The sequence below is a fragment of the Dietzia sp. NCCP-2495 genome (genome assembly GCF_026011735.1).
In the GTDB taxonomy this organism is placed as follows: Bacteria; Actinomycetota; Actinomycetes; order Mycobacteriales; family Mycobacteriaceae; genus Dietzia.
Genome location: NZ_BRVN01000033.1, coordinates 1 through 22906 on the forward strand (window position 1 = coordinate 1; position 22906 = coordinate 22906).

The following is a 22906-nucleotide window of genomic DNA, read 5'->3' on the forward strand; positions in this document are numbered from 1 at the left end:
GTTTAGGGCAGAAGCCGTTGCGTGTGGCACCAAGTGCCAATATGATGTGGATCTCACCGCTCTCGCGGTGGGATTCCTATGCGCAGACGAGAGGACACGCTATGGAGAACACGCAGAACACCGAGGTTGTGCTGGAAGAGGCTCTTATCGAAGAGGTCTCGATCGACGGCATGTGCGGGGTCTACTGAGATGATCCCCGCAGCAGCGCCGGCCGGCGCCGGACAGGAAGCCGCCACAGCGGCGTTCGATCTCCACGCCGGCTGGCGCCTGCACCCCGGGGTGGCGCTACGGCCGGAGCCGTTCGGAGCCCTGCTCTACCACTTCCACACCCGGAAACTCAGCTTTCTCAAGTCGCCGACCATCGTCGAGGTGGTTCGCACTCTCGCAGACCATCCCTCAGCTCGCGCGGCCTGTGCCGCGGCGGGGGTGGCGATCGATGAACCGGCGACCGCGCGTCTGTACCTTCACGCGCTCGGCCAGCTCGCAGACTCGCGCATGATCGAGGAGATCTCATGACCAGCATGCTTGACCGCCCCGCGACCCCCGCACCCGTCGGACGTCTGGTCGACCAGTTCGAGCGCGGACTCGACGCTCCGATCTGTCTGACCTGGGAGCTCACCTACGCCTGCAACCTGGCGTGCGTTCACTGCCTGAGTTCGTCGGGGCGTCGCGATCCCCGAGAGCTGTCCACCGAGCAGTGCAAGGCGATCATCGACGAACTGCAGAAGATGCAGGTCTTCTACGTCAACATCGGCGGCGGCGAGCCGACGGTCCGCCCCGACTTCTGGGAGCTGGTCGACTACGCGACCAGTCACCAGGTGGGCGTGAAGTTCTCGACCAACGGTGTTCGTATCGATGAGAAGGTCGCCAAGCGTCTCGCGGCGAGCGACTACGTCGACGTGCAGATCTCGATCGATGGTGCGACGGCCGAGGTGAACGACGCGGTCCGCGGACCTGGCTCGTTCGATATGGCCTGCCGCGCGCTCCAGCATCTGAAAGACGCCGGCTTCAAGGATTCGAAGATCTCCGTGGTGGTGACGCGCGAGAACGTCACCCAGCTCGACGAGTTCAAGGCCCTGGCCGACAAGTACGACGCGACGCTCCGGATCACCCGGCTGCGCCCGTCGGGTCGAGGCGCGGACGTGTGGGATGACCTGCATCCGCTGCCCGAGCAGCAGCGGGGCCTGTACGACTGGCTGGTGGCGAACGGCGAGAACGTTCTCACCGGTGACAGCTTCTTCCACCTCTCCGCATTCGGAGAGGGGCAGGGTTCGCTTCCCGGTCTCAATCTCTGCGGAGCAGGGCGGGTCGTCTGTCTTATCGACCCGATCGGCGACGTCTACGCCTGTCCTTTCGCGATCCACGAGGAGTTCCTCGCGGGAAACATAGTGTCTGACGGTGGATTCGAATCCGTGTGGCAGACCTCCGAGCTCTTCCGTGAGCTCCGAGAGCCCCAGTCCGCCGGCGCGTGCGCGTCGTGTGACTTCTACGACAGCTGCCGCGGCGGCTGCATGGCCGCCAAGTTCTTCACCGGTCTTCCCATGGACGGCCCGGACCCCGAGTGTGTCCAGGGCTACGGCGAGGGACTACTCGCGGCCGAGCGGAGCATACCGGACCCGTCGCAGGACCACACGCGGCCGATGGGACTCGCCGCGCGCAAGCAACCGACCGGTCCGGTTCCGCTGACGCTCGTCACCACCCCGCCGCGCAGGCCCACGAGCCTGTGCGACGAGTCCCCGATCTAGTTCACCGACACTTTCACGTTCGCGCCGCCGGGCAGGTGCCCCCTACTCCGGTTGGTGCGCCCGGGGGCGTGCCCGCCCTCTGATAAACGCCTGACCCCCAAGAATGGAGCACGCCCGTGTCACGCCTGTCCAAGATCGCCGAGGCCAACCCCTGGCGCCAGAACCCGTGGTTCGAGTCGGTCGCCGAGGCCCAGCGTCGTGCCCGCAAGAAGCTCCCCAAGAGCGTGTACATGGCGCTGGTCGGAGGAAGTGAAGCCGGCGTGACCATCCGCGACAACATGGATGCGTTCTCCGAACTCGAGCCCAAGCCGCACGTCATCGGCGCGAAGCAGGACCGCGACATGGCCACCACGGTCATGGGGCAGCCGATCAGCCTGCCGGTCATGATCTCGCCGACCGGCGTCCAGGCCGTCACCCCGGACGGTGAGGTCGACGTCGCTCGCGCCGCCGCTGCCCGGGGTACCGCGATGGGGCTGAGTTCGTTCGCCTCCAAGCCCATCGAGGAGGTCATCGCGGCGAATCCCCAGACCTTCTTCCAGGTGTACTGGCTGGGTGGCAAGGAAAAGGTCCTCGAGCGACTCGAGCGGGCGAAGGCCGCCGGCGCCGCAGGGGTCATCCTCACCACCGACTGGTCGTTCTCGATGGGGCGTGACTGGGGCAGCCCCGCGATCCCTGAGAAGCTCGACGCCAAGGCCATGATCACCCTCGCGCCTCAGATCGCGGTCCGTCCGCGCTGGGCGGCGGAGTGGGCACGCGACGTCGTGGTCAACAAGCGGTTCCCCGATCTGACCACCCCGAACCTCGTCCAGCAGGGCGAGATGGGCCCGTCGTTCTTCGGCGCGTACGGCGAGTGGATGGGTACCCCGCCGGCAACGTGGGAGGACATCGCCTGGGTGGTGCAAAACTACGACGGCCCGGTCATGCTCAAGGGCATCACCCGGATAGACGACGCCAAGCGTGCCGTCGACGCCGGGGTCACGGCCATCTCGGTCTCCAATCACGGCGGCAACAACCTCGACGCCACCCCGGCCTCGATCCGCTGCCTCGCCCCGATCGTCGACGAGGTCGGTGACCAGGTCGAGGTGCTGCTCGACGGCGGTATCCGCCGCGGCTCGGATGTGGCCAAGGCTCTCGCGCTCGGAGCGCGAGCCGTGATGATCGGCCGCGCCTACCTGTGGGGCCTGGGCGCCAACGGCCAGGCCGGCGTGGAGAACGTCCTCGACATCATGCGTTCGGGCCTGGACTCGAGCCTCATCGGTCTGAGCAAGTCCTCGATCTCGGAGCTCAACAGGGACGACTACGTGATCCCGGACGACTTCATGCGCCGCCTCGGCGCGTGACACCCGGACACTGATCCACCCCCCGGCCCCGGTCAGCGCTCGTGCGCCAGCACGACGTGCACCACGGTCGAACACCATCACCTGATCGAGAAAAGGACACCCCTTCATGGGAGATTTTGACGGCAAGGTCGTCTACATCACCGGCGTGGCGCGAGGCCAGGGCCGTAAGCACGCGATCCGCTTCGCCCGGGAGGGCGCGAAGATCATCGGCATGGATCTGTGTGAGGCGCCGTCCGAGTACGTCAAGTACCCGACGGCGACCAAGGACGATCTCGCGACGACCATCGAACGGGTCGAGGCAGAGGGCGGGGAGATCATGGCCGAGGTCGGCGACGTCCGCGACCTCGCGTTCCAGCAGGACCTCGTCACGCGCGGCGTGGAACGTTTCGGTGGCCGCCTGGACGTGGTGATCGCCAACGCGGGTATCTGCAACTGGGGCAAGGTGTGGGAGCTCGACGAGGAGCAGTGGAACGACACGATCGACATCAACCTGACGGGCTACTGGAAGACCCTCAAGGCGACGATCCCGCACATGCTCGAGGCGGGTAACGGCGGGTCGATCATCCTGGTGAGCTCGGTCGCCGGCCTCAAGGCCATGCCCGTGCAGGCCCCGTACTCCGCGTCCAAGCACGGCGTCGTGGGCCTCGCACAGACCGCCGCCAAGGAGCTGGGCGAGCACAATATCCGGGTCAACACGATCCATCCGTACGGTGTGCTCACGCCGATGGGCGGCGAGGACCCGGACGCGCTCAAGGTGTTCAACGAGATGCAGCAGTTCCTCCCGCATTTCACGCCGATCCTCGGCATGGGCATGGCCACCACCGACGACATCTCGGACTCGGTCATGTTCCTCGCCTCGGACGCCTCGCGCACGATCACCGCCTCGACCTTCACCGTCGACATGGGCGCGATCAAGGTCTGATCGACCGATGACTGGTGTGTCCGGCACGTCCGGCGAGGGCACCGGGAGCAGTCGGGCCACGCCGGGAGGCCGGGTCACGCAGGAAGGCCGGGTCACGCCAGGAGGCCGGATGGTCGCGGTGCTCCCTGTCGGTGCCACCGAGCAGCACGGGCTCCACCTTCCGCCGGAGACCGACACGCTCCTGGCCGTCGCGGCCGCCGGGGCTCTGGTCGACGAACTGGTCGACGGACCGGTCGACGACCCGGGCGAGGCCCGCGCATGTTTCACGGTGCTTGCCGCACTCGCCTTTGGCGCGAGCGGGGAGCACCAGGCGTTTCCCGGAACTGTGTCCATGGGGACGGAGGCGCTTGCCTCGGTGGTTCTCGAGCTCGGGCGGTCGGTGTCGACCTGGGCGGACCGCCTCCTGATCGTCAACGGTCACGGCGGCAATGTGGAGGCGCTGCGACTGGCTGTCACCCGACTCCGTTATGAGGGGCGCGACGCGGCCTGGCTGTCCTGCCGCACGGCCGAGGACTCCACCGATACGCACGCCGGACATGCCGAGACCTCGCTCATGCTGCACCTCCACCCCGACCTCGTCGACATGGAACGCGCGGAAAAAGGCTGTACCGCTCCGTTGAGGGAGATCCTTCCGGCGATGCGCGAGGGGGGTGTCGCGGCGGTGAGCCCCACCGGTGTCCTCGGCGACCCCACGACCGCGTCCGGGGGAGAGGGTGCCCGGCTGTGGCACCTGTTGGTGGCCGAGGCGCGGGCGAGCCTCATCGCGTGGAATCCCGGCGACGCGGACGGGATGCTCCGATGACGGAATCCGTCCGCGTGCGACTGGACCGTCGTACGAGGATCCTCCGCCGTGGCGGCACGGTGCGGATCCTGGGGGGTGACCCGGTCACCCTGGTCACGCCCTCGGCCTCTGCCGCCGCGCTCCTCGATACGAGCGGCGAGGTCGACACCAGCACTCCGGCCGGCGTCGCGTTGGCCAGGGCGCTCACCGATCGGGGCATGGCGCACCCGAAGGTGGGAGCCGCCCCTACCGCCCGCCCGGCACGTGCGCTGGACAGCGTCGTGGTGGTGGTCCCCGTTCGTGACGACGCGGACGGTGTGACCGATCTGGTGCGTGCCGTGCAACAGGAACGGAAGCGGGGGATGGGTCTCGTCGTCGTCGACGACGGCTCCGCCACGCCCCTCACCACGGCGAGGATCGACCCCACGCCCACCGGCACTTCACCTGTTGTGATCCGGAACGACTCGTCCCTCGGGCCGGCGGCGGCCCGCAACGCGGGGACGGCCGCTGCGGTGGCGCGCGGTGCGCAGGTGGTGGTCTACCTCGACGCCGACGTCCGGCCGGAACCCGGGTGGCTCGACCCGCTCCTCGATCATCTCGACGACCCACATCTCGCCGCGGTCGCCCCGCGGATCGTCGCCGCCGAGCCGGGCAGGTTCTGGGTTCGGGGCTTCGAGACTGCGCGATCGGCGCTGGACATGGGCGCGGAACCGGCACTGGTCCGCCCCCGCACGCGGGTGCCCTACGTGCCGAGCGCGGCGCTCGCGGTGCGGCCGGACCGTCTTCCCGCGCCGCCGCCCGGTGGGGGCGCGGGGCCGTTCGACGAGCGACTCCACGTGGCCGAGGACGTGGACCTGTGTTGGCGCGTGGTCGCCGCCGGCGGTCGCATCCGGTTCGAGCCGGCGGCCCACGTCGCGCACCGTCACCGAACCACGCTCGGCCCCCTGCTGGCCCGCCGCGCCTACTACGGACGTGGAGCCGCGCCGCTGGCCGAGCGTCACGGGCCGGCGGTGGCTCCGGCGGTGGCGTCGCCGGTGTCGCTCGCGGTGGCGCTGGGGGTGTGGAGTGCGACGCCGCTCGGCGCGGGGGTCGCCGCGGTGGCGACGGGGCGCGCGTGGTGGCGCACGCGCGCGGTGACCGGTGACGGTCGTGCCGCAGCGCGGCTCATCGCGCGCGGCGCCGGGTCGTACGTCCGACAGCTTCCCGAGGCGTTGCTGCGCCCGTACTGGCCGGTCACGGCGGCGTTGGTGCTGGTCACCGCCCCGTCCGGTGTGAGGTGGGTGCGCGCACTACGACGACGACTGCTGGTCGCCGCGGTGGCGGACGGCGTGTGGCACTGGTGGTCGGTTCGGGAGCCGGGTCGTCTGCCGGTGGACGAGCCGCTCGGCCACGTCGTGTTGCGCCGCCTCGATGACGCCGCGTACGGGGTCGGGGTGTGGCGGTCGGCGTGGGCGGCCGGGTCGACGGGTGCGCTGCGGCCGGAGCTGAGGCGATGACATCCGGGCGGACCCGGGACGGGGGCTCGCATGCCGAGCCCCTGCGCGCCGATGTCGTGGTGGTGGGTGCCGGCCCCGCGGGGTGCGTGGTGGCGCGCCGTCTGGCGGATGCCGGCGCCGACGTGCTGCTGCTGGAGGCGGGCGATCACCCCGCCTCGCCGCGTGCCGGTCTGCTCGATGTGGGGCCGGGGTCGCGCGTGGTGAGGCGGCATCCCGCCTGGATCGGTGAAGGGTTCTGGGATTTGCCGCGCGGGCGCACGCTGGGCGGGTCGGGTGCGGTCAACGGCGGGTACTGCAGTCCGGCCAGGCCTGCTGACCTGGAGGCGTGGGGGCGGGAGTGGCCGCGTCGGTACGCGGCCGGACTGGCGCGCGCGTCGGAGCGACTCCGGCCGCGACTGGAACCGATGGGGCCGGTCGCGACGCGGGTGGCGGGGGCGTTCCCGGAGCGGGTGTCGGCGATCGCGCAGGCGCGGATCGGCGCGCGGCGGGTCACGGCGTTCGACGCGTGGGATCCGGCCGGCGCGGGAGTGCGGGTGCGTACCGGCGTCAGTGTGGCGCGCCTGCGCTGGGCGGACGGTCTGGTGGGCGGGCGGTGCGACGGTGTGGTGATCGCCGGTCGCAGCCATGACCATGACGACGACAACGTCGGCGCCGTCGAGATCTCGGCGACACAGGTGGTTCTCTGTGCCGGGACGATCGGCTCGGCCTCGATTCTCCGGGGCTCGGGGCTGGGGGAGTCGACGGGCCACCCGGTCGGCCATCGGGTGCAGGAGCATCCGGAGGTCCTTCTCGAGGTGCCTGCAGACTGGGCGCCGGGTGAATGGGCGCCGGGCGACGGTGGGGTCCCGGAGGTACCTCCGGCGCTGCTCACGCACGTCGTGCGGCTCGAGTTCCCAGACCATGCGCGGGAGCCACTCGCGGGTGATGACCACGTCCGGCCCGGCCCGGTTCACGCGGACGGGCCCAGGCTGGCGGTGCCCGAGGTGGAGGTGCGGCCGTATGCCCTGCCCATGCACCGGTTCATCCCCGGCCTCGACCCGGTGCCGCTGCGCATCGGCCTGGCGCTCATGAACCCGGCCGGCGTCGGTCGGATCGATGCCGGCGGCACCGTGTGGTTGCCGACTGAGCCCCGCGATAGCGAGGTGCTGTCCGCCGCGGCAGAGTTCGTGGCCGACAGGATCGGCGTGGGCAGGCCCGCGCTGACACTGTCGACGTCGCAGCATCTCTCAGGATCGGCCAGGATCGGCGAGGTGGTCGACGATCAGGGCCACGTCCTGGGCGTCGGGGGAGTGCGGGTGGCCGATGCGTCTGTGTTGCCGGAGTTACCGCGCTGCGGTCCGTACTACACAGTGCTGGCCGTGGCGGAGTCTCTCGCCGCCGACATGGTCGCGGCGCGACCGTGGTAGAACTACGTGAGTAGAACACGTTTCACCACAGGGTGGATGTAGGGCCGGAGGGTGCGCGCATGAGCGGGACTGAGACAACCGTCGAGCCGCGACGATTCAGCGTCGAGCGAGAAGCCGGGGTCACGCTGGCCGGGGAGGTGTGGGATCCCGTCGGTGACGACACCACTCCACTCGACGAAATCCTCATGCTGCACGGGGGCGCCCAGACCCGGCACGCGTGGACCCGCGCGGCCCGCCGGTTGGCGTCCGAGGGGTATCGCGTCACCGCGATGGACGCGCGCGGCCACGGTGACAGCGACTGGGACCCCGAGGGGGACTACGACATCCATCGCCTCGCGTCGGACCTCGAGGCGATCGTCGCCGAGCGGTTCCCCGGGCGTCGACCGGTGATCGTGGGGGCCTCTCTCGGCGGGATGACAGCGATGCTGTCCCTCGGGAGCGGCCAGGAAGTCGCCCGCGCGCTGGTGCTGGTCGACGTGACGCCGAAGCTCGAGGCGGAGGGGGTCGAGAAGATCGGCGCGTTCATGCGGTCGGGCTTCAACGGCTTCGCCAGTCTGGAGGAGGCAGCGGACGCGATCGCCGCGTACCAGCCGCACCGCAAGCGTCCCGACAATATTGACGGACTGCGCAAGAACCTCCGTCTGCGGGAGGACGGTCGCTGGCACTGGCACTGGGATCCGCGGTTCGCCGGTAGCGCGTCCGCGGACAATGCGGATATCGGCACGGCCTTCTTCGAGGCGCTCGTGCCGAAGATCCAGCAGCCGACGCTGCTCATCCGCGGCGGGATCTCCGACATCGTCAGCGACGAATCCGTCCGACACCTGCTCGAGCTGCTCCCGCACGCACACACGATGGAGGTTCCCGAGGCGGGACACATGGTGGCGGGTGACGACAACGCGGTCTTTCTCGATCAACTCGAGTGGTTCCTCACCGAGATCGTGGGGGTGGCCGGGGAATAACCCCGTTCGGGCGGCGTTGCTATGCACAGCACCGGGGGCAGATACCCGCATGGGTATAGATTGCCCCGCAAGGTCGTCGGCGGCTCGGGCTATCCGTAGGCTGACGATCAACGGCATGACGAGACGAGAGTCGTCCCGTCCCGCGAGGAGGCATTCGAATGACCACCGTCGACATCACGACCGCCGATTTCGAGAACACCGTCACCAACAACGACATCGTCCTGGTGGACTTCTGGGCCGAGTGGTGTGGTCCCTGTAAGGCTTTCGGGCCGGTTTTCGAGAAGGTCTCGGGCAAGAACCCGGAGATCACCTTCGCCAAGGTCGACACCGACGCCGAGCAGCAGCTCGGCACGATGCTCCAGATCCAGTCGATCCCCACGCTCATGGCGTTCCGAGAGGGCATCGCCGTGTTCCGTCACTCGGGTGCGATCCCGGAGCAGGCGCTGGATGACCTGGTCGAGCAGATCAAGGGTCTGGACATGGACGAGGTCCGCAAGGCGGTCGAGGACGCGCAGGCGCAGCAGGGCGACGCGCAGGCCTGACCGGCCCCGTCTGGACGGCCCAGCCCCACCGGCCCCGTGTGTCGGGGTCGGAACCCTGTCGGGACTGCCGTGCAGCTCACGATGCTGCTCGACCCCGGTTCTGAAACGCGTTCCAGGAAGCACGACACCCTGTGCCACTTTGGGGTTATCGTAGCGAGAACACGTTTCAGTGCCGGTGGGATTTCCGGCAGTTTCAAAGGGGAGCCGCATGAAGACCAAGGCCGCCATCGCCCGCGAACTGGGCAAGCCGTTCGAGATCGTCGAGGCCGAGCTCGACGGACCCAACTTCGGCGAAGTTCTCGTCAAGTGGAAGGTAGCCGGCCTGTGCCATTCCGACCTCCACATCACCAGTGGTGATCTGCCGGGTCGTCTCCCGATCGTCGGCGGGCACGAGGGTGCCGGTGTCGTCGAGGCCGTCGGCGAGGGCGTGACGCACGTCCAGCCCGGGGACCACGTGGTGGGCTCGTTCATCCCGGCCTGCGGCAAGTGTTCGGCCTGTGCCCGCGGCATGTCCAACCTCTGCGACGGCGGGCTCAACGGCACCATCGGCGAGATGGCCGATGGTCGCTACCCGTTCGCGCTGGAGAACGGTGAGACCGCCGGCGCCATGTGCACCCTCGGCACCTTCTCGCAGTACACCGTGGCCAACATGAACTCGGTGGTCAAGATCCAGGACTGGATCCCGTTCGAGGTCGCCGCGCTCGTGGGCTGTGGCGTGACCACCGGCTGGGGCTCGGCGGTCTACTCCGCCGAGGTCAAGGCTGGCGACACCGTTGTGGTGTTCGGCGTCGGCGGCATCGGCATCAACGCGGTGCAGGGCGCCAAGCACGCCGGCGCCCGGTTCATCATCGCCATCGACACCGACGAGTCGAAGCGCGACAAGGCGCTCGAGTTCGGTGCCACGCATTTCTACACCGACGTAGAGCAGGTCAAGGCCGAGCTCCCGGGCCTGACCTGGGGCGGAATGGCGGAGAAGGCCATCATCACCATCGGTGTGGCCGACTCCAAGGTCACCGCCGACGCGATGGACCTGGTCGGTAAGCGGGGCGTCGTGGTCCTCACCTCGATGGGTGGCCTCGACAACCAGTCGATCCAGCTCACCGGCCTGTTCGTCTCGCAGTACGAGAAGGTCCTCAAGGGGTCGCTGTTCGGTTCCGCCAACGCGTTCCACGACATCCCCAACCTCCTGCGCCTGTGGGACGAGAAGCAGGTCAAGCTCGACGAGCTCATCACCCACCGCTTCACCCTCGACCAGGTCAACGAGGGCTACGAGATGATGGAGGCCGGCGGCACCGGTATGGTGCGCGGCATCATCGTCCACGACGACTGATCCACCGGCCGCGGTACGCGCGGCAATATACCCCCGTGGGTACACTGGTTCACGCCGGTGTGCCCACGGGGGTGTCGTGTGTCCGCCGCTGTTCCCAGCCCGAGACCGACGGTTCTCGACGTCGCCGGTCGGCGCCGGAAGTGGTGTCGACGACGACGAGCCGTCCATGAACCCGAAAGGTCCACGATGGCCGAGGCGGATCCACGTCAGCAGGTACTCAACAGATTGCGCCGAGCGCGCGGCCAGCTCAACGCCGTGATCGACATGGTCGAGGACGATCGGTCGTGCACAGAGATCATCACCCAGCTGGCCGCGGTCTCGAAGGCGCTCGATCGCGCCGGATTCAAGATCATCAGCGAGAACATCCAGGAGTGCGTCGCCCGCGAGGGCGCGGGCAAGGGCACTGACGGCGTCACCCTGGACGAGCTCGAGAAACTGTTCCTCTCACTCGCGTGACCACGCCCTCGGCTGCGTGGGAGACAAGTGGGCACACGCGAAAGGCGGAGATCGTCATGGCCATCGGTATCGGGACGTTCATCGGAATGGGATTCGACGAGGCGGCCGAGGTCACACGTGACGCGCTCGCCGAACGGGGGTTCGGGATCCTCCACTAGATCGATTTCACGGCGACGCTCAAGACCAAGATCGACAAGGACATCGAGCGCGTCCTCATCCTGGGTGCCTGTAATCCGGGCTTCGCGGGTAAGGCGTTCGACATCAGCAAGGACGTCGCGTTGATGATCCCCTGCAATGTCGTGGTCCGCGAGACGCCAAGCGGGACCATGATCGAGGCGCAGGACCCCGCACTGCTCACCGAGGTCATCTCGGGAGGGCTGCAGGAGCTGGCCGACGAGCTGTCCGCCCTGATGCGGTCGATGATGGACGAGATCGCCGCCAAAGGGCACTAGGGCGGGGACGCCGGCCCGGCTGTCGCCCGGAGCCCCGGCGGTCGTCTGAGAGCCTCGGCGGTCGCCCGGCGTCTCGGTGGTCGCCCTGCGCCCCGCCGGTCGCGTGACTACTGTGGCAGGCATGAGTTCACCTCGACTGGACGACTCCGGGTCTCAGGACCCGCGGGCAGTGGCGCAGCAGAGGCTCGAGGCGATGGTGGGGCGGGGTCAGCTCTCCCTGTCCGAGTTCTCCGACCGCGCGGCCAAGATCTGGGCCGCGACCTGTCCCGCGGAGCTCGACGTGGCCCTGAGCGGCCTGCCACCGGAGGCGCTCTCCCCCGGGGCACCCGCCCCGGTCGGCGGAGGACCGGGGTATCCGGCAACGAGTCCGGGTCAGCCGGGAGCGCAGCCGCCCGCGCACCGGCCGGGCTCGGCGATCACGGTCGACGAGAGCGAGAAGAGGACCTCGGTATTCGACACCCTCAAGCGTGAGGGACGGTGGAACCTCCCCGACGGGTACAAGCTCACCTCGTGGATGGGGGACATCTTCCTCGACGCCCGCGAGGCGGTGGTGGACCGACCGCGCACCCGTGTCCACCTCGACCTGTGGGGCGCCAACGCCAGGATCCTGCTCCCGCCGGGGGTGTCCGTCACCGTGACCGGAAATCGCACGCTCTCCGAACTCAAGGTCGACGAGGGTAAGTACGAGGTCAGCGGTGGTCCGCATCTCGACCTGGAGATCAACGGCTTCATGTCCAACGCGAAAATCAAGGTCCTCGCCGCGGGGGAGAAGATCCCCAAGGCCTGGAAGTGGTTCTGACCGCTCTGGCGGGACGTCACCGTACCGCGTCCGGCGGCCGCCCGATCAGTGCTCCCGGCGGCGCCACACGGTGTGCCGATGCCGGATCGTGTCGTCGTCGTCATATCCCTCGACGCGGCTCCGTGGATCGGTGATCCAGTCACCGACCTCGACCAGTTCCCACGGTGCGCCCGGCGCCTCGACACCCAGGTCCGGGGCGCGCACGGTCCCGGGGGCCTCGGCGTCGATCTCGGTGACCAGGCATTCCTGCGCGAACTCCAGCGCGGCGGCGTAGACCTGCCCGCCACCCATCACCGCGGCGTCCGGCCCCGCCGCCTCCAGCGCTGCCTCGACCGACCCGGCGCACTCGGCGCCCTCGGCCGACCACCCGGGATCGCGCGTGCACACGATGTTGCGGCGGCCGGGCAGCGGGCGGAAACGCTCGGGGATCGAGTCCCAGGTCGTGCGGCCCATGACCACCGGCCGGCCGAGGGTGGCCTGCTTGAAGAACGTCAGGTCCTCGGGGATGTGCCACGGCATGTCGCGGCCGTCGCCGATCACCCCGCCGCGGGCCTGCGCCCACACCATCGTGACCATCTCAGACCGCGACCGGCGCCTTGATGCCGGGATGGTGCTCGTAGCCGACCACCTCGAAATCCTTGAAGCGGTAGTCGAAGATCGAGTCGGCCTTGCGCAGCTCGAGCTCGGGGTAGGGGAACGGCTCGCGCTCCAGCTGCGTGCGGACCTGCTCCACGTGGTTGTCGTAGATGTGGCAGTCGCCGCCGGTCCAGATGAACTCGCCCACCTCGAGTCCCACCTGCTGCGCGACCATGTGGGTGAGCAGCGAGTACGAGGCGATGTTGAACGGCACGCCCAGGAACAGGTCGGCACTACGTTGGTAGAGCTGGCAGCTGAGCTTGCCGTCCGCCACGTAGAACTGGAACAGCAGGTGGCACGGCGGCAGCGCCATGTTCCCCAGTTCGCTGACGTTCCAGGCCGAGACGATGTTGCGGCGCGAGTCCGGATCTGTGCGCAGCAGGTCCACGGCACTGGCGATCTGGTCGATGTGAGCGCCGTCGGGGGTTGGCCAGGAACGCCACTGCACGCCGTAGACCGGACCGAGTTCGCCCGCCTCGTCCGCCCACTCGTCCCAGATGGTCACGCCGTTGTCCGTGAGGAACCGGGTGTTGGAGTCCCCGCGCAGGAACCACAGGAGCTCGTAGGCGACGGACTTGAAATGGACGCGCTTGGTGGTGATGAGGGGAAAGCCGCGGGCGAGGTCGTAGCGCAGCTGGTGGCCGAACAGGCTCCGGGTACCCGTGCCGGTGCGGTCGGACTTGGGGGTGCCCTGTTCCAGGACCAGCCGGAGCAGGTCCTCGTACGGGGTGGGGACGGTCATGTTGCGCAGTCTACTGACCTGACGGGGGCATGTGCGCCGCGGCGGCGGCGAGGACCTCCTCCGTCATGTCCGGGCGGCAGACGAGGATGTCGGGGGAGTAGGTGTGGGGCTTGTTGAACGGGATTGGCGTCCCGTCGATTCGCGAGGCGTGCAACCCGGCGGCGAGCGCGACGCCCACCGGCGCGGCCTGGTCCCACTCGTGCTGGCCGCCGGCGTGGAGGTAGACGTCTGCGTCGCCGAGCAGGACCGACAGCATCTTGGCGCCGGCCGACCCCATGGGCCGCAGCGTCAACCCGAGCGCGTCGGCGACCTCCGCGGCCCCGGCGGGCGGGTTGTTCCGGCTGATCACCATCGTCCCGGAAGCCGGTCCGTCGACGTGGTCGACAGCGGTAGAGGAGAAAACCCGGCCCGCGTCGGGGAGTCCCACCGCCGCGACGGTCGGGTGCCCGTCCACGACGAGAGCCACGTGGACGGACCAGTCCGAGCGGCCCGTGGAGAACTCCTTGGACCCGTCGATCACGTCGATGATCCACACGCGGGAGCGCTCCAGCCGCGACCGGTCGTCGGAGACACCCTCCGAGAGGGTGCCGTCGAGGGGCCGGTGCGCGGACAGGACCTTGTCGGTCCAGCTCTGGGCGACGTCGTTGGCGACCCCGGCCAGTGTTCTGCCGTGGAGGAGGCCGCCCGCCCGGGTGCCCCGGACGATGTCGCCGATGCCGGTGGCGAGGTACGCGGCGAGGTCGTCGTCGGTCAGTTCACGCATGGTTCCAGCCTACGGAGCCGCGCGGCGTGGGTGACCGTGTCGTACCCGTGCGACATCATGAGTTCATGTCCGACGCGCTGGACCGGTTCCATCCCGCCACGTCCTCGTGGTTCCGGGGCGCGTTCGGCGCGCCCACGCCGGCGCAGGAGGGGGCGTGGGACGCACTCGCCGGCGGTTCCCACACGCTGGTCGTGGCGCCGACGGGCTCGGGTAAGACACTGTCGGCGTTCCTCGCCGCGTTGGACCGGCTGCTGCTGGGCGACGGGGCCGGCGCCCGCCGTACCGGTGCCCGCCGTCCTGGCACCGCCGGGCCGGACGCCCCGCGGCCCGGCACCCGGGTCCTGTACATCTCGCCGCTCAAGGCGCTCGCGGTGGACGTCGAGCGCAACTTGCGCGCGCCCCTGGCGGGGATCGCGCGCGAGGCCGCGGCCCTCGGCACGGAGGTGGCCGAGGTGACCGTGGGGATCCGTACCGGGGACACCCCGCCCGAGGAACGACGACGACAACGGGCGAAGCCCCCACACGTGCTCGTCACCACTCCCGAATCGCTGTTCCTGCTGCTCACCTCGGCGGCGCGGGAGACCCTGGCAAGCGTCGAGGAGGTGATCATCGACGAGATCCACGCGGTGGCCGGCACCAAGCGCGGAGCGCACCTGGCCTTGAGCCTCGAGCGCCTCGACTCCCTGCTGGCCCGGCCCGCTCTGCGGGTGGGACTGTCGGCGACGGTGCGTCCGCATTCGGAGGTGGCGCGGTTCCTCGCCGGGGAGCGACCGGTGACGGTGGTCGCGCCGGGATCGGACAAGCGGTTCGAGCTCACCGTGCGGGTCCCGGTCGAGGACATGACCGACCTGAGTGCGGCGGCGCCGGGGGTCTCCACGCCGCCCGGGACCGCCGGTCAGGGGTCGATCTGGCCGCATGTCGAGCGCCAGGTGGTCGATCTGGTCACCGCGCACCGGTCGACGATCGTGTTCGTCAACTCCCGTCGCCTGGCGGAACGGCTCACGGCCCGGCTCAACGAGATCCACGCGGAGGACACGGCGGCGGGGTCGCTGCCCGAGCCGCCCGCCCGGCCCCCCGCTCAGATCATGGGGGCATCGGACATGTCGCGCGGGGCGCCGACGGATCTGGCGATGGCGCATCACGGCTCGGTGTCCAAGGAACGGCGCGCGATGATCGAGGACGCGCTCAAGTCCGGCCGCCTGCGCGCGGTGGTGGCCACCTCGTCGCTCGAGCTCGGCATCGACATGGGTGCGGTCGATCTGGTGGTGCAGGTCGAATCCCCGCCCTCGGTGGCCTCTGGCCTGCAGCGCATCGGGCGTGCGGGGCACCAGGTCGGGGAGGTTTCGCGGGCCGCGGTGTTCCCCAAACACCGTGCTGATCTGGTCCACAGTGCGGTGACGGTCGAGCGGATGCTGGCCGGGCAGATCGAGTCGATGTCGGTCATCGCGAACCCGTTGGACGTGCTCGCGCAGCAGACGGTCGCCGCCTGCGCGCTCGAGGCGATCGACGTGGAGGAGTGGTTCTCCGCCGTGCGCCGGACCGCGCCCTTCGCCGGGCTGCCCCGCACGGCGTTCGAGGCGACGCTGGACATGCTCGCCGGCAAGTATCCGTCCGCCGACTTCGCCGAGCTGCGCCCGCGTCTGGTGTGGGACCGGGACGAGGGCACGCTCACCGGTCGTCCCGGCGCCCAGCGCCTCGCCGTGACCTCGGGCGGCACCATCCCGGACCGGGGCCTGTTCGGCGTGTTCATGGTGGGGGAGAAGGCCACGCGAGTCGGCGAGCTCGACGAGGAGATGGTGTACGAGTCGAGGGTCGGCGACGTGTTCGCCCTCGGTGCGTCGAGCTGGCGGGTCGAGGAGATCACGCACGACCGGGTCCTCGTCTCGCCGGCCCCGGGCGGGTCCGGGCGCCTGCCGTTCTGGCTCGGTGACGATCAGGGCCGCCCCGCCGAGCTCGGGCGCGCGCTGGGGGCGTTCCTCCGCGAGGTCTCCGGTGGTGAGGACGCCGCGGTGACTGCGCGCCTCGACGCGGCCGGCCTGGACGGTCACGCCGCGGCCAATCTGCGGCGGTATCTCGCGGAGCAGCGGGAGGCGACCGGTCACGTCCCGAGCGACACGACCCTGGTGGTGGAGCGCTTCCGTGACGACGTGGGGGACTGGCGCGTCGTCCTGCACTCGCCGTTCGGCGCGCGGGTCCACTGGCCGTGGGCAGAGGCGGTGCGCGCGAGGCTCGCCGCCGAGCACGGCTTCGACGCGGTGCCGGTGGTGACCGACGACGGCATCATCCTCCGGGTTCCCGATATGGGCGACGACGGCGACGTAGGTGCCGGCGGCAGCGCGGGTACCGGCGGCGCAGGTTCCGGCGGCGGTGCTGCCGGCCCACCCGGCCCACCCGGCCCACCCGGCGCTCCCGGCGCTCCCGGCCCACCCGGCGCCGAGACCTTCGCCATCGATGCAGAGGAGGCCGTCGACCTGGTGACGCGACATGTCGGGGGCTCGGCATTGTTCGCCTCACGCTTCCGGGAGTGCTCGGCCCGCGCGTTGCTGTTCCCGCGTCTTGATCCGGGGCGGCGAGCTCCGCTGTGGCAGCAGCGGCAGAAGTCGGCGCAGCTGCTCGACGTGGCGCGCCGGTATCCCGATTTCCCGATGATCCTCGAGGCGGTGCGGGAGTGCCTCCAGGACGTCTACGACGTCCCCGCGCTGGAGAGGCTGCTCGAGGAGATCGCGTCGCGGAGGGTGCGGATCGTCGAGGTGGACACGCCGTCGGCCTCACCGTTCGCGCAGTCTCTGCTCTTCGACTACGTGGGGGCGTTCGTCTACGAGGGGGATTCCCCTCTCGCGGAGAAGCGGGCTGCCGCGTTGAGCATCGACCCGACCCTGCTCGGACAGCTGCTGGGCCGTGTCGAACTCCGGGAACTGCTCGACGCCGACGTGCTCGACGAGGTCGAACGTCGGCTGCAGCATCTGGACGCCGATCGTGCGGCCCGCGACGGCGAGGGCGTCTCTGACGTGCTGCGTCTCCTGGGACCGCTCACCCTCGACGAGATCGACGATCGGTCCGCTGCCACCCGGGACGAGGTCGCCTCCTGGCTCGACGGACTGTTAGCCGCAGGCCGGGTGGTGACGTACTCGCACACGGGACACCAGTGGTGGGCGGGGGTCGAGGACGTGGCCCGGCTGCGCGACGGTCTCGGTATCCCCCCTCGGCCCGGCGTGCCGTCGGCGTTCCTGGACGATGTCTCGGATCCAATCGGCGAACTCGTGCGCCGATATGCGCGCACGCACGGACCGTTCACCGTCGACGCGGTGGCCGCCCGGTTCGGACTGGGCGCAGCTGTTGTCCGGGGCGTGCTCGACCGACTGACCGCGTCAGGTTCTCTTCTCGCCGGCGAGTTCCGGCCCGGCGCGTCGGGGCCCGAGTGGTGCGACCCGGAGGTGCTTCGCCGCATCCGTCGCCGGTCACTCGCGGCACTGCGTAGTCAGATCGAGCCGGTCTCGCACTCGACGCTGGGTCGGTTCCTCCCGAGCTGGCAGGGGCTGGGCTCGGGGTCAGCGGCACAGTCCGGCGCACAGTCCGGCGCACAGTCCGGCGCACAGATGGGTGCGAGCGCGAGTGCGGCCGCGGGCTCGGAGTCGGGCGTCGACGGCGTTCTCGCGGTGATCGAGCAGCTCGACGGTGCGGCAGTGCCGGCGTCCGCGCTGGAACCGCTCGTCCTGGCTACCCGGGTCCGCGACTATTCACCGGCGATGCTTGACGAGCTCCTGGCCGGGGGTGAGGTCATCTGGTGCGGCCGTGGTCGCGCAGGTGCGAGAGACGGGTGGGTGTCTCTGCATCCGTCTGACACTGCCGGACTCACTCTCCCGCTCGACCGGCCGCAGGTCGAGGGAGCGGTGCACTCGGCCGTGGTCGAGGCACTGCAGGCGGGGGCGTTGTTCTTCCGCGACCTCGTGGCCCGCGTCAAGGAGTCGCTCACGCCGTCGGACCAGGCGACGGATCAGGCGAAGGACCAGGCGACGGACGGCTCGTCTACGGCTCCGGTCGGGGCCGGCGACATCGCCGTGACCGAGGGCGCCGTTCGCGACGCCCTGTGGGATCTGGTGTGGGACGGCGTGGTCACCAACGACACCCTCGCGCCGCTGCGCGCGGTGCTCGCGGGAGGCGGACCCGCGGGAACGGGGACAGCGCACCGCGCGACACGGTCGGCAGCACGGCCCCGGCGAGCACGACTCGGGCGGACCTCGATGGCGCAGCTCAGTGGTGCGATGTCCACCAGCATGCGTACCCCACCTGCGCTGGCGGGTCGCTGGTCGCTCATCCCGGAACCGGCGTCCGACGCCACTCTGCGGGCACATGCCTGGGCCGAGGTGCTGTTGGCCAGGCACGGCGTGGTGACCAGGGGCGCGGTCGAGTCGGAGGAGATCCCGGGAGGGTTCGCCGCCGTCTACAAAGTCCTGGCACAGATGGAGGATGCCGGGCAATGTCGACGCGGCTACTTCGTCGACGGCCTCGGTGCCGCGCAGTTCGCGACCGGCAGCACGATCGATCGGCTGCGTTCGTTCGACGACACCGTCGACGACGCCACCTGGCCGTCCGGAACGGAATCCCCGCCGGTCAGAGTGCTGGCCGCGACGGATCCGGCAAACCCCTACGGCGCAGCGCTGCCGTGGCCGGACGTGGTCGGTTCTGGCTCCTCGTCCGACTCCGCGACCGACTCCTCATCCGGCCCCTCGTCGGCCTCCGCTCCAGTTGGTGGCGGCGCGGATACGACGTCGCGTCATCGCCCAGGACGCAAGGCAGGAGCACTCGTCGTGCTCGTCGACGGGTTGTGCGTGCTGTTCGTCGAGCGCGGCGGCAGGACGGTGCTCGTCTTCGATGATCGAGCGGATGCCGTGGCCCGGGCCGCCGAAGCACTGGCAGCCGGCGTTCGGTCCGGCAGGGTGGGTCAACTGACCATCACGACCCTGGGCGGGGACACGGTGCATGCCTCGCCCTATTCCGCCGCATTCCAGGCCGCCGGATTCGCCATCACGCCCAAGGGCCTGCGCATCCGCAGGTGACACTTGTGCCGAGAGCCTCGCGGGGAGAGGGAGCTCAGTGCAAGGAGCCCCGGACTCAGGGCAAAGAGAAAAGCGTGGCTAGGTCCGCCGATGAGTGACCTGGAGTGACACCCTCGACAATCAGGGCCGTCGGAGTCGACGAGGCCTGTCGCAAGTGGCGAACTGCTGTGTATTCGGGGGAGTCGTACCACCGCTCCGCCGCGGCACGATCGGCGAAGCGCAACAGCGTGATGAACCCGTCCCAGGAGCCCTCCATCACCCGCGCGGGCAGGTTTTGAACCAGAATCTCGGCACCGTAGATCTCCAGGGACTCGTCGACCTGCCGGACATACTTGCCCAGCTCCGGGGTGAGTCGGAGATCATCGCTGCGGACCAGGACATACGCTGCCGGCGCCATGACTCCACGGTAGCGAGATCAGAGGCGTTTGACTCTGGACTCGGGGTCCCAAATTGCGTTAAAGTGTGCGCATTGATGCATGAATGATGATTGGCTGGCGATGGAGGTGATCCCAGATGGGTGCGGGGCATTCGCACGGGATCGGTGGCGAGCACGTCGCCGGCCACGCCGGTGCCCGCTACCGGGTACAGCTGGGACTCGCGTTTGTCCTCACTGCCGGGTTCTTCGTGATCGAGCTGGTGGCCGGACTGCTTTCCGGGTCGCTGGCGCTGCTCTCCGACGCCGGCCACATGGGGGCCGACGTCGTGGCGCTGGGCGCCGCGCTGCTGGCGACGATCATCGCCGCACGCCCCGACGCGACCGGCAGACGCACCTACGGTCACTACCGCGTCGAGATCTTCGCCTCAGGACTCGCAGTGCTCATCATGCTGGGGATGGGAGTGTACGTGCTGGTCGAGGCGCTCGGTCGTCTCGGAAGTGATGGCACGGTTGGGACCGGCACCATGCTGCTGGTCGGCGCACTCGGTCTGATCGTCAACGTCATCTCCCTGTTCCTGCTGCGCGGCGGCCAGGGGGAGAGCTTGGCGGTCCGGGGCGCCTATCTCGAAGTGCTCGCCGATGCCGCCGGCTCGGTCGGGGTGATCGTCGCGGCTCTGCTCATCCGGGCCACGGGCTCGCCGGTCTGGGATCTGGTCGTGGCGGTGGCGATCGCGGTGTTCATCGTCGTCCGTGCCGTCGCACTCGGTCGTCAGGTTCTTGCTGTGCTCGCCCAACACGCACCCGCCGGGATCGATCCAGCTGACGTGGATGCCGATCTCACCACGATCGCCGGTGTCACCGAGGTCCACGACCTACATCTGTGGACGCTCACCTCCGGGATGAACGTCGCGACTGTCCACCTCACAGTCGATACGGACGCCGATAACTGTGAGACCCTCGACGCCGCCCAAGGCCTCCTCCGCGACCGCTACGGTCTCGAGCACGTGACAGTGCAACTGGAAGCCGACGGCATCGTGGACTGCAGCAGACTGAGTTGGTGACACGTGCCTGAGGGAGACTCGGTCTATCAGGCTTCCTCACGCATGCATCAGGCCCTGGCCGGCCGCACTCTGACACGGGCTGAACTGCGAGTACCGCGGTTCTCCGCCGTCGATCTGACCGGTCGAATGGTGGACGAAGTCCGGTCCCGGGGGAAGAACATCCTCGTCGTCGTCGGCCCCAATTCGCACGGACGCGACCCGGTGACTCTCCACACCCACCTCAAGATGGAGGGCCGTATCCACATACATCGCGCGGGGGACCGGTGGCGGTTCCCTGCGCACACGGCGCGGTTGGTCCTGCGCACCGACGGCGTGGAGGTCGTGGGCACTGAGCTGGGGTTCCTCCATGCCGTGACCCCCGCCGAGGCCGATGCTGCACTGCGCGACCTCGGGCCCGACCTCCTCGGTGAGGACTGGTCGCGAGACCCGCGCGCGGCCACCGCCGAAGCCGTCCGCCGGCTTGCCGCGCGGCCCGACCGTACCGTCGGCGAGGCGCTGCTCGACCAGCGCAACCTCGCGGGAATCGGCACCATCTACCGCGCGGAGTTGTGCTTCCTGCGCGGCATCGACCCGCGGACACCCGTTCGGGCAGTGTCCGACCTTCTGGGCGCCGTCACGCTCGCGCGGCGGCTTCTGGTGGCAAATGCGGATCGGCGGATGAGGGTCACGACCGGTGAGGCCCGTCGGGGGCGGGAACTGTGGGTTTACGGCCGCGACGGAAAGCCGTGCCGGCGGTGCGGCACCGCGGTGGAGACGTTCCGGTTGGGAGGCCGCGCTGATCCACTGGCTCCGTCCGACTCGCTGGATCGCATTGCGTACAGCTGTCCGTCCTGCCAGCCGCGCCGTGACACACTGGGCGCGACACCAACGGAGGAGAAGACGTGACCGAGCGCAACACCATCCTGATCACCGGCGCCAGCTCCGGACTCGGCCAAGGGATGGCCCGCAGGTGGGCCGCCCAGGGAAAGAACCTCGCGCTGTGTGCGCGGCGTTTGGATCTCCTGGCGACGCTGAGAAACGAACTGATCGCAGCGAACCCGTCGATCCAGGTGGCCGTTCGCGCGGTGGACGTGACCGACGGAGACGCGGTGGAGCAGGTCTTCGGCGAGCTCGACGACGAGTTGGGCGGTATTGACCGTTTCGTTCTCAATGCCGGGCTCGGCAAGGGCGCGTCCATCGGCACGGGTAAGGCTCACGCCAACCGGGAGACCACGATGGTCAACGCTGTCGGCACGCTCAACCAGGCCGAGGCCGCGATGGCTCTGCTCCGAGAGCGGGGTGAGGGGCACGTGGTGTTCATCTCATCAGTCAGCTCGCTGCGTGGGATGCCCAAGGCGCAGAACACCTACGGCGCTACGAAGGCGTTCGTGTCGTCGCTGGCCCAGGGGCTGTACGCCGAGCTCGACAGCGCCGGGAGCCGCATCAAAGTCACCGACATCCTGCCCGGCTATATCCGCACCGACATCAACCGGTCAGTCAAGACTTCGCTGATGACCGAGTTCGAACCCGGGGTGGACGCGCTGGTCAAGACAATCGATTCCGAGCCTGTCCGCGCGCTCGTGCCCGCCAAGCCGTGGAAGGCGGTCGGTCCGCTGCTCACCACGCTGCCGGAGAAGATCAGCCGACGGTTCGTCTGACCCACCCGCTTCTTCGACCCGTCGCCCGCCCCATTAGCTGACGGGTCGGGTGATGCGTCGCCGTGCGCCTCTCTGCTGTCCCTTGTGCTGCGCTTTGTGCTGCGCCTTTGTCGGGGTGGTCCGTTTCTCTCCGGTTGCCGGGCTCGCCGTTGGTCTAGCTGGCCGGTGGTCAGAACGGTGGTGGGTTGTTGAGTTGGTCGCGGAGTTGTTTGAGGTGTTCGTTGGTGGGGTCTGGTCCGGGTGGGGTGCGGTGGTTGTGGGCGTTGGTGGTCCACCAGTGACTGTGGCTGTGGGGGGTGTCGTTGGCGGGGTTCATGACTTGTTGGGCGGTGCGGTGGGTGATGCGGATGCCGGCGAATTGGCAGGCGAGTTTGCGGATGCGGTCGCTCTGGCGGTCGTTTTCGTA

24 protein-coding genes are annotated in these 22906 nt (G+C 69.4%); 19 read left to right on the forward strand and 5 right to left on the reverse strand.

Annotation, left to right across the window (positions count from 1 at the left end; translation table 11 throughout):
• Window positions 1-101: 101 nt before the first annotated feature.
• The 15 genes from mftA to OPF83_RS16410 all read left to right on the forward strand — a co-directional run bounded on the left by mftA (window position 102) and on the right by OPF83_RS16410 (window position 12228).
• Window positions 102-188: a mycofactocin precursor MftA gene (mftA, locus tag OPF83_RS16340; protein WP_067716580.1), complete on the forward strand. Its 87-nt coding sequence runs from the start codon at window positions 102-104 to the stop codon at window positions 186-188.
• A 1-nt stretch (window position 189) separates the two neighbouring features.
• A complete protein-coding gene (mftB, locus tag OPF83_RS16345; RefSeq protein WP_264888694.1) occupies window positions 190-516 on the forward strand; it encodes a mycofactocin biosynthesis chaperone MftB in 327 nt (108 codons plus the stop codon).
• Window positions 513-1745: a mycofactocin radical SAM maturase gene (mftC, locus tag OPF83_RS16350; protein WP_264888696.1), complete on the forward strand. Its 1233-nt coding sequence runs from the start codon at window positions 513-515 to the stop codon at window positions 1743-1745. The genes mftB and mftC overlap by 4 nt, the downstream gene beginning before the upstream one ends.
• Before the next feature lie 116 nt (window positions 1746-1861).
• Window positions 1862-3085 (forward strand): pre-mycofactocin synthase MftD, encoded by a 1224-nt coding sequence (gene mftD, locus OPF83_RS16355; RefSeq protein WP_264888697.1) that lies wholly within the window; start codon window positions 1862-1864, stop codon window positions 3083-3085.
• Window positions 3086-3191: 106 nt separating this feature from the next.
• Window positions 3192-4007: a mycofactocin-coupled SDR family oxidoreductase gene (locus tag OPF83_RS16360; RefSeq protein WP_264888698.1), complete on the forward strand. Its 816-nt coding sequence runs from the start codon at window positions 3192-3194 to the stop codon at window positions 4005-4007.
• 7 nt (window positions 4008-4014) lie between these two features.
• The gene (gene mftE / locus OPF83_RS16365) at window positions 4015-4809 is read left to right on the forward strand and encodes a mycofactocin biosynthesis peptidyl-dipeptidase MftE (RefSeq protein WP_264888699.1); all 795 of its coding nucleotides are present in this window, start codon (window positions 4015-4017) and stop codon (window positions 4807-4809) included.
• Window positions 4806-6284, forward strand: a complete 1479-nt coding sequence (gene mftF, locus OPF83_RS16370) for a mycofactocin biosynthesis glycosyltransferase MftF (protein WP_264888700.1) — start codon at window positions 4806-4808, stop codon at window positions 6282-6284. The genes mftE and mftF overlap by 4 nt, the downstream gene beginning before the upstream one ends.
• Window positions 6281-7690, forward strand: a complete 1410-nt coding sequence (gene mftG / locus OPF83_RS16375) for a mycofactocin system GMC family oxidoreductase MftG (RefSeq protein ID WP_264888701.1) — start codon at window positions 6281-6283, stop codon at window positions 7688-7690. Before mftF ends, mftG begins: the two co-directional genes overlap by 4 nt.
• A 59-nt stretch (window positions 7691-7749) precedes the next feature.
• Window positions 7750-8649 (forward strand): alpha/beta fold hydrolase, encoded by a 900-nt coding sequence (locus OPF83_RS16380; RefSeq protein ID WP_264888702.1) that lies wholly within the window; start codon window positions 7750-7752, stop codon window positions 8647-8649.
• Between the two features lie 158 nt (window positions 8650-8807).
• Window positions 8808-9191 (forward strand): thioredoxin, encoded by a 384-nt coding sequence (gene trxA, locus OPF83_RS16385; protein ID WP_264888703.1) that lies wholly within the window; start codon window positions 8808-8810, stop codon window positions 9189-9191.
• Between the two features lie 208 nt (window positions 9192-9399).
• A complete protein-coding gene (locus OPF83_RS16390; protein ID WP_264888704.1) occupies window positions 9400-10521 on the forward strand; it encodes an NDMA-dependent alcohol dehydrogenase in 1122 nt (373 codons plus the stop codon).
• A gap of 186 nt (window positions 10522-10707) precedes the next feature.
• Window positions 10708-10977 carry a metal-sensitive transcriptional regulator gene (locus OPF83_RS16395; protein WP_264888705.1) on the forward strand — a complete coding sequence of 90 codons (270 nt, stop codon included), beginning with the start codon at window positions 10708-10710 and terminating at the stop codon, window positions 10975-10977.
• Window positions 10974-11135, forward strand: coding sequence for a hypothetical protein (locus OPF83_RS16400; RefSeq protein ID WP_264888706.1), 162 nt, complete (start codon window positions 10974-10976; stop codon window positions 11133-11135). The genes OPF83_RS16395 and OPF83_RS16400 overlap by 4 nt, the downstream gene beginning before the upstream one ends.
• Entirely contained in the window at window positions 11136-11429 is a 294-nt protein-coding gene (locus tag OPF83_RS16405) for a DUF302 domain-containing protein (protein ID WP_264888717.1), read from the forward strand.
• A gap of 121 nt (window positions 11430-11550) precedes the next feature.
• The gene (locus tag OPF83_RS16410; RefSeq protein WP_264888707.1) at window positions 11551-12228 is read left to right on the forward strand and encodes a DUF1707 domain-containing protein; all 678 of its coding nucleotides are present in this window, start codon (window positions 11551-11553) and stop codon (window positions 12226-12228) included.
• A 45-nt stretch (window positions 12229-12273) separates the two neighbouring features.
• Here the strand turns inward: OPF83_RS16410 and OPF83_RS16415 are convergent, their stop codons facing one another.
• From OPF83_RS16415 to OPF83_RS16425, 3 genes are read right to left on the reverse strand one after another with little or no spacing between them, the layout of a single operon-like run.
• Complete coding sequence (locus OPF83_RS16415) at window positions 12274-12804, reverse strand: dihydrofolate reductase (RefSeq protein WP_264888708.1); 531 nt, start codon at window positions 12802-12804, stop codon at window positions 12274-12276.
• 1 nt (window position 12805) lies between these two features.
• A complete protein-coding gene (locus OPF83_RS16420) occupies window positions 12806-13606 on the reverse strand; it encodes a thymidylate synthase (protein WP_264888709.1) in 801 nt (266 codons plus the stop codon).
• Between the two features lie 10 nt (window positions 13607-13616).
• Window positions 13617-14369, reverse strand: coding sequence for an inositol monophosphatase family protein (locus OPF83_RS16425; protein WP_264888710.1), 753 nt, complete (start codon window positions 14367-14369; stop codon window positions 13617-13619).
• A gap of 65 nt (window positions 14370-14434) precedes the next feature.
• On the opposite strand from OPF83_RS16425, the gene OPF83_RS16430 reads away from it, so the two are divergent.
• A complete protein-coding gene (locus tag OPF83_RS16430; RefSeq protein ID WP_264888711.1) occupies window positions 14435-19426 on the forward strand; it encodes a DNA glycosylase AlkZ-like family protein in 4992 nt (1663 codons plus the stop codon).
• Window positions 19427-19481: 55 nt separating this feature from the next.
• Here the strand turns inward: OPF83_RS16430 and OPF83_RS16435 are convergent, their stop codons facing one another.
• Window positions 19482-19823 carry a DUF1330 domain-containing protein gene (locus OPF83_RS16435; RefSeq protein ID WP_264888712.1) on the reverse strand — a complete coding sequence of 114 codons (342 nt, stop codon included), beginning with the start codon at window positions 19821-19823 and terminating at the stop codon, window positions 19482-19484.
• A 116-nt stretch (window positions 19824-19939) separates the two neighbouring features.
• On the opposite strand from OPF83_RS16435, the gene OPF83_RS16440 reads away from it, so the two are divergent.
• The 3 genes from OPF83_RS16440 to OPF83_RS16450 are packed head-to-tail and all read left to right on the forward strand — an operon-like array spanning window position 19940 to window position 22500.
• Window positions 19940-20863, forward strand: coding sequence for a cation diffusion facilitator family transporter (locus tag OPF83_RS16440; RefSeq protein WP_264888713.1), 924 nt, complete (start codon window positions 19940-19942; stop codon window positions 20861-20863).
• A 3-nt stretch (window positions 20864-20866) separates the two neighbouring features.
• Complete coding sequence (locus OPF83_RS16445; RefSeq protein WP_264888714.1) at window positions 20867-21748, forward strand: DNA-formamidopyrimidine glycosylase family protein; 882 nt, start codon at window positions 20867-20869, stop codon at window positions 21746-21748.
• Complete coding sequence (locus OPF83_RS16450; RefSeq protein WP_264888715.1) at window positions 21745-22500, forward strand: SDR family oxidoreductase; 756 nt, start codon at window positions 21745-21747, stop codon at window positions 22498-22500. Before OPF83_RS16445 ends, OPF83_RS16450 begins: the two co-directional genes overlap by 4 nt.
• A 169-nt stretch (window positions 22501-22669) precedes the next feature.
• Here OPF83_RS16450 and OPF83_RS16455 read toward each other — a convergent pair.
• A partial coding sequence (locus OPF83_RS16455) for a hypothetical protein (protein WP_264888716.1) occupies window positions 22670-22906 on the reverse strand: 237 nt, incomplete at its 5' end.

Bases quoted from the DNA above. Each gene is read 5' to 3' on its own strand.
- mftB (WP_264888694.1), top strand. From the start codon at position 190: ATGATCCCCGCAGCAGCGCCGGCCGGCGCCGGACAGGAAGCCGCCACA.
- trxA (WP_264888703.1), top strand. From the start codon at position 8,808: ATGACCACCGTCGACATCACGACCGCCGATTTCGAGAACACCGTCACC.
- OPF83_RS16440 (WP_264888713.1), top strand. From the start codon at position 19,940: ATGGGTGCGGGGCATTCGCACGGGATCGGTGGCGAGCACGTCGCCGGC.
- mftE (WP_264888699.1), top strand. From the start codon at position 4,015: ATGACTGGTGTGTCCGGCACGTCCGGCGAGGGCACCGGGAGCAGTCGG.
- OPF83_RS16380 (WP_264888702.1), top strand. From the start codon at position 7,750: ATGAGCGGGACTGAGACAACCGTCGAGCCGCGACGATTCAGCGTCGAG.
- OPF83_RS16360 (WP_264888698.1), top strand. From the start codon at position 3,192: ATGGGAGATTTTGACGGCAAGGTCGTCTACATCACCGGCGTGGCGCGA.
- mftG (WP_264888701.1), top strand. From the start codon at position 6,281: ATGACATCCGGGCGGACCCGGGACGGGGGCTCGCATGCCGAGCCCCTG.
- OPF83_RS16425 (WP_264888710.1), bottom strand. From the start codon at position 14,369: ATGCGTGAACTGACCGACGACGACCTCGCCGCGTACCTCGCCACCGGC.
- OPF83_RS16435 (WP_264888712.1), bottom strand. From the start codon at position 19,823: ATGGCGCCGGCAGCGTATGTCCTGGTCCGCAGCGATGATCTCCGACTC.
- mftF (WP_264888700.1), top strand. From the start codon at position 4,806: ATGACGGAATCCGTCCGCGTGCGACTGGACCGTCGTACGAGGATCCTC.
- mftA (WP_067716580.1), top strand. From the start codon at position 102: ATGGAGAACACGCAGAACACCGAGGTTGTGCTGGAAGAGGCTCTTATC.
- mftC (WP_264888696.1), top strand. From the start codon at position 513: ATGACCAGCATGCTTGACCGCCCCGCGACCCCCGCACCCGTCGGACGT.
- OPF83_RS16390 (WP_264888704.1), top strand. From the start codon at position 9,400: ATGAAGACCAAGGCCGCCATCGCCCGCGAACTGGGCAAGCCGTTCGAG.
- OPF83_RS16420 (WP_264888709.1), bottom strand. From the start codon at position 13,606: ATGACCGTCCCCACCCCGTACGAGGACCTGCTCCGGCTGGTCCTGGAA.
- OPF83_RS16415 (WP_264888708.1), bottom strand. From the start codon at position 12,804: ATGGTCACGATGGTGTGGGCGCAGGCCCGCGGCGGGGTGATCGGCGAC.
- OPF83_RS16430 (WP_264888711.1), top strand. From the start codon at position 14,435: ATGTCCGACGCGCTGGACCGGTTCCATCCCGCCACGTCCTCGTGGTTC.
- OPF83_RS16395 (WP_264888705.1), top strand. From the start codon at position 10,708: ATGGCCGAGGCGGATCCACGTCAGCAGGTACTCAACAGATTGCGCCGA.
- OPF83_RS16410 (WP_264888707.1), top strand. From the start codon at position 11,551: ATGAGTTCACCTCGACTGGACGACTCCGGGTCTCAGGACCCGCGGGCA.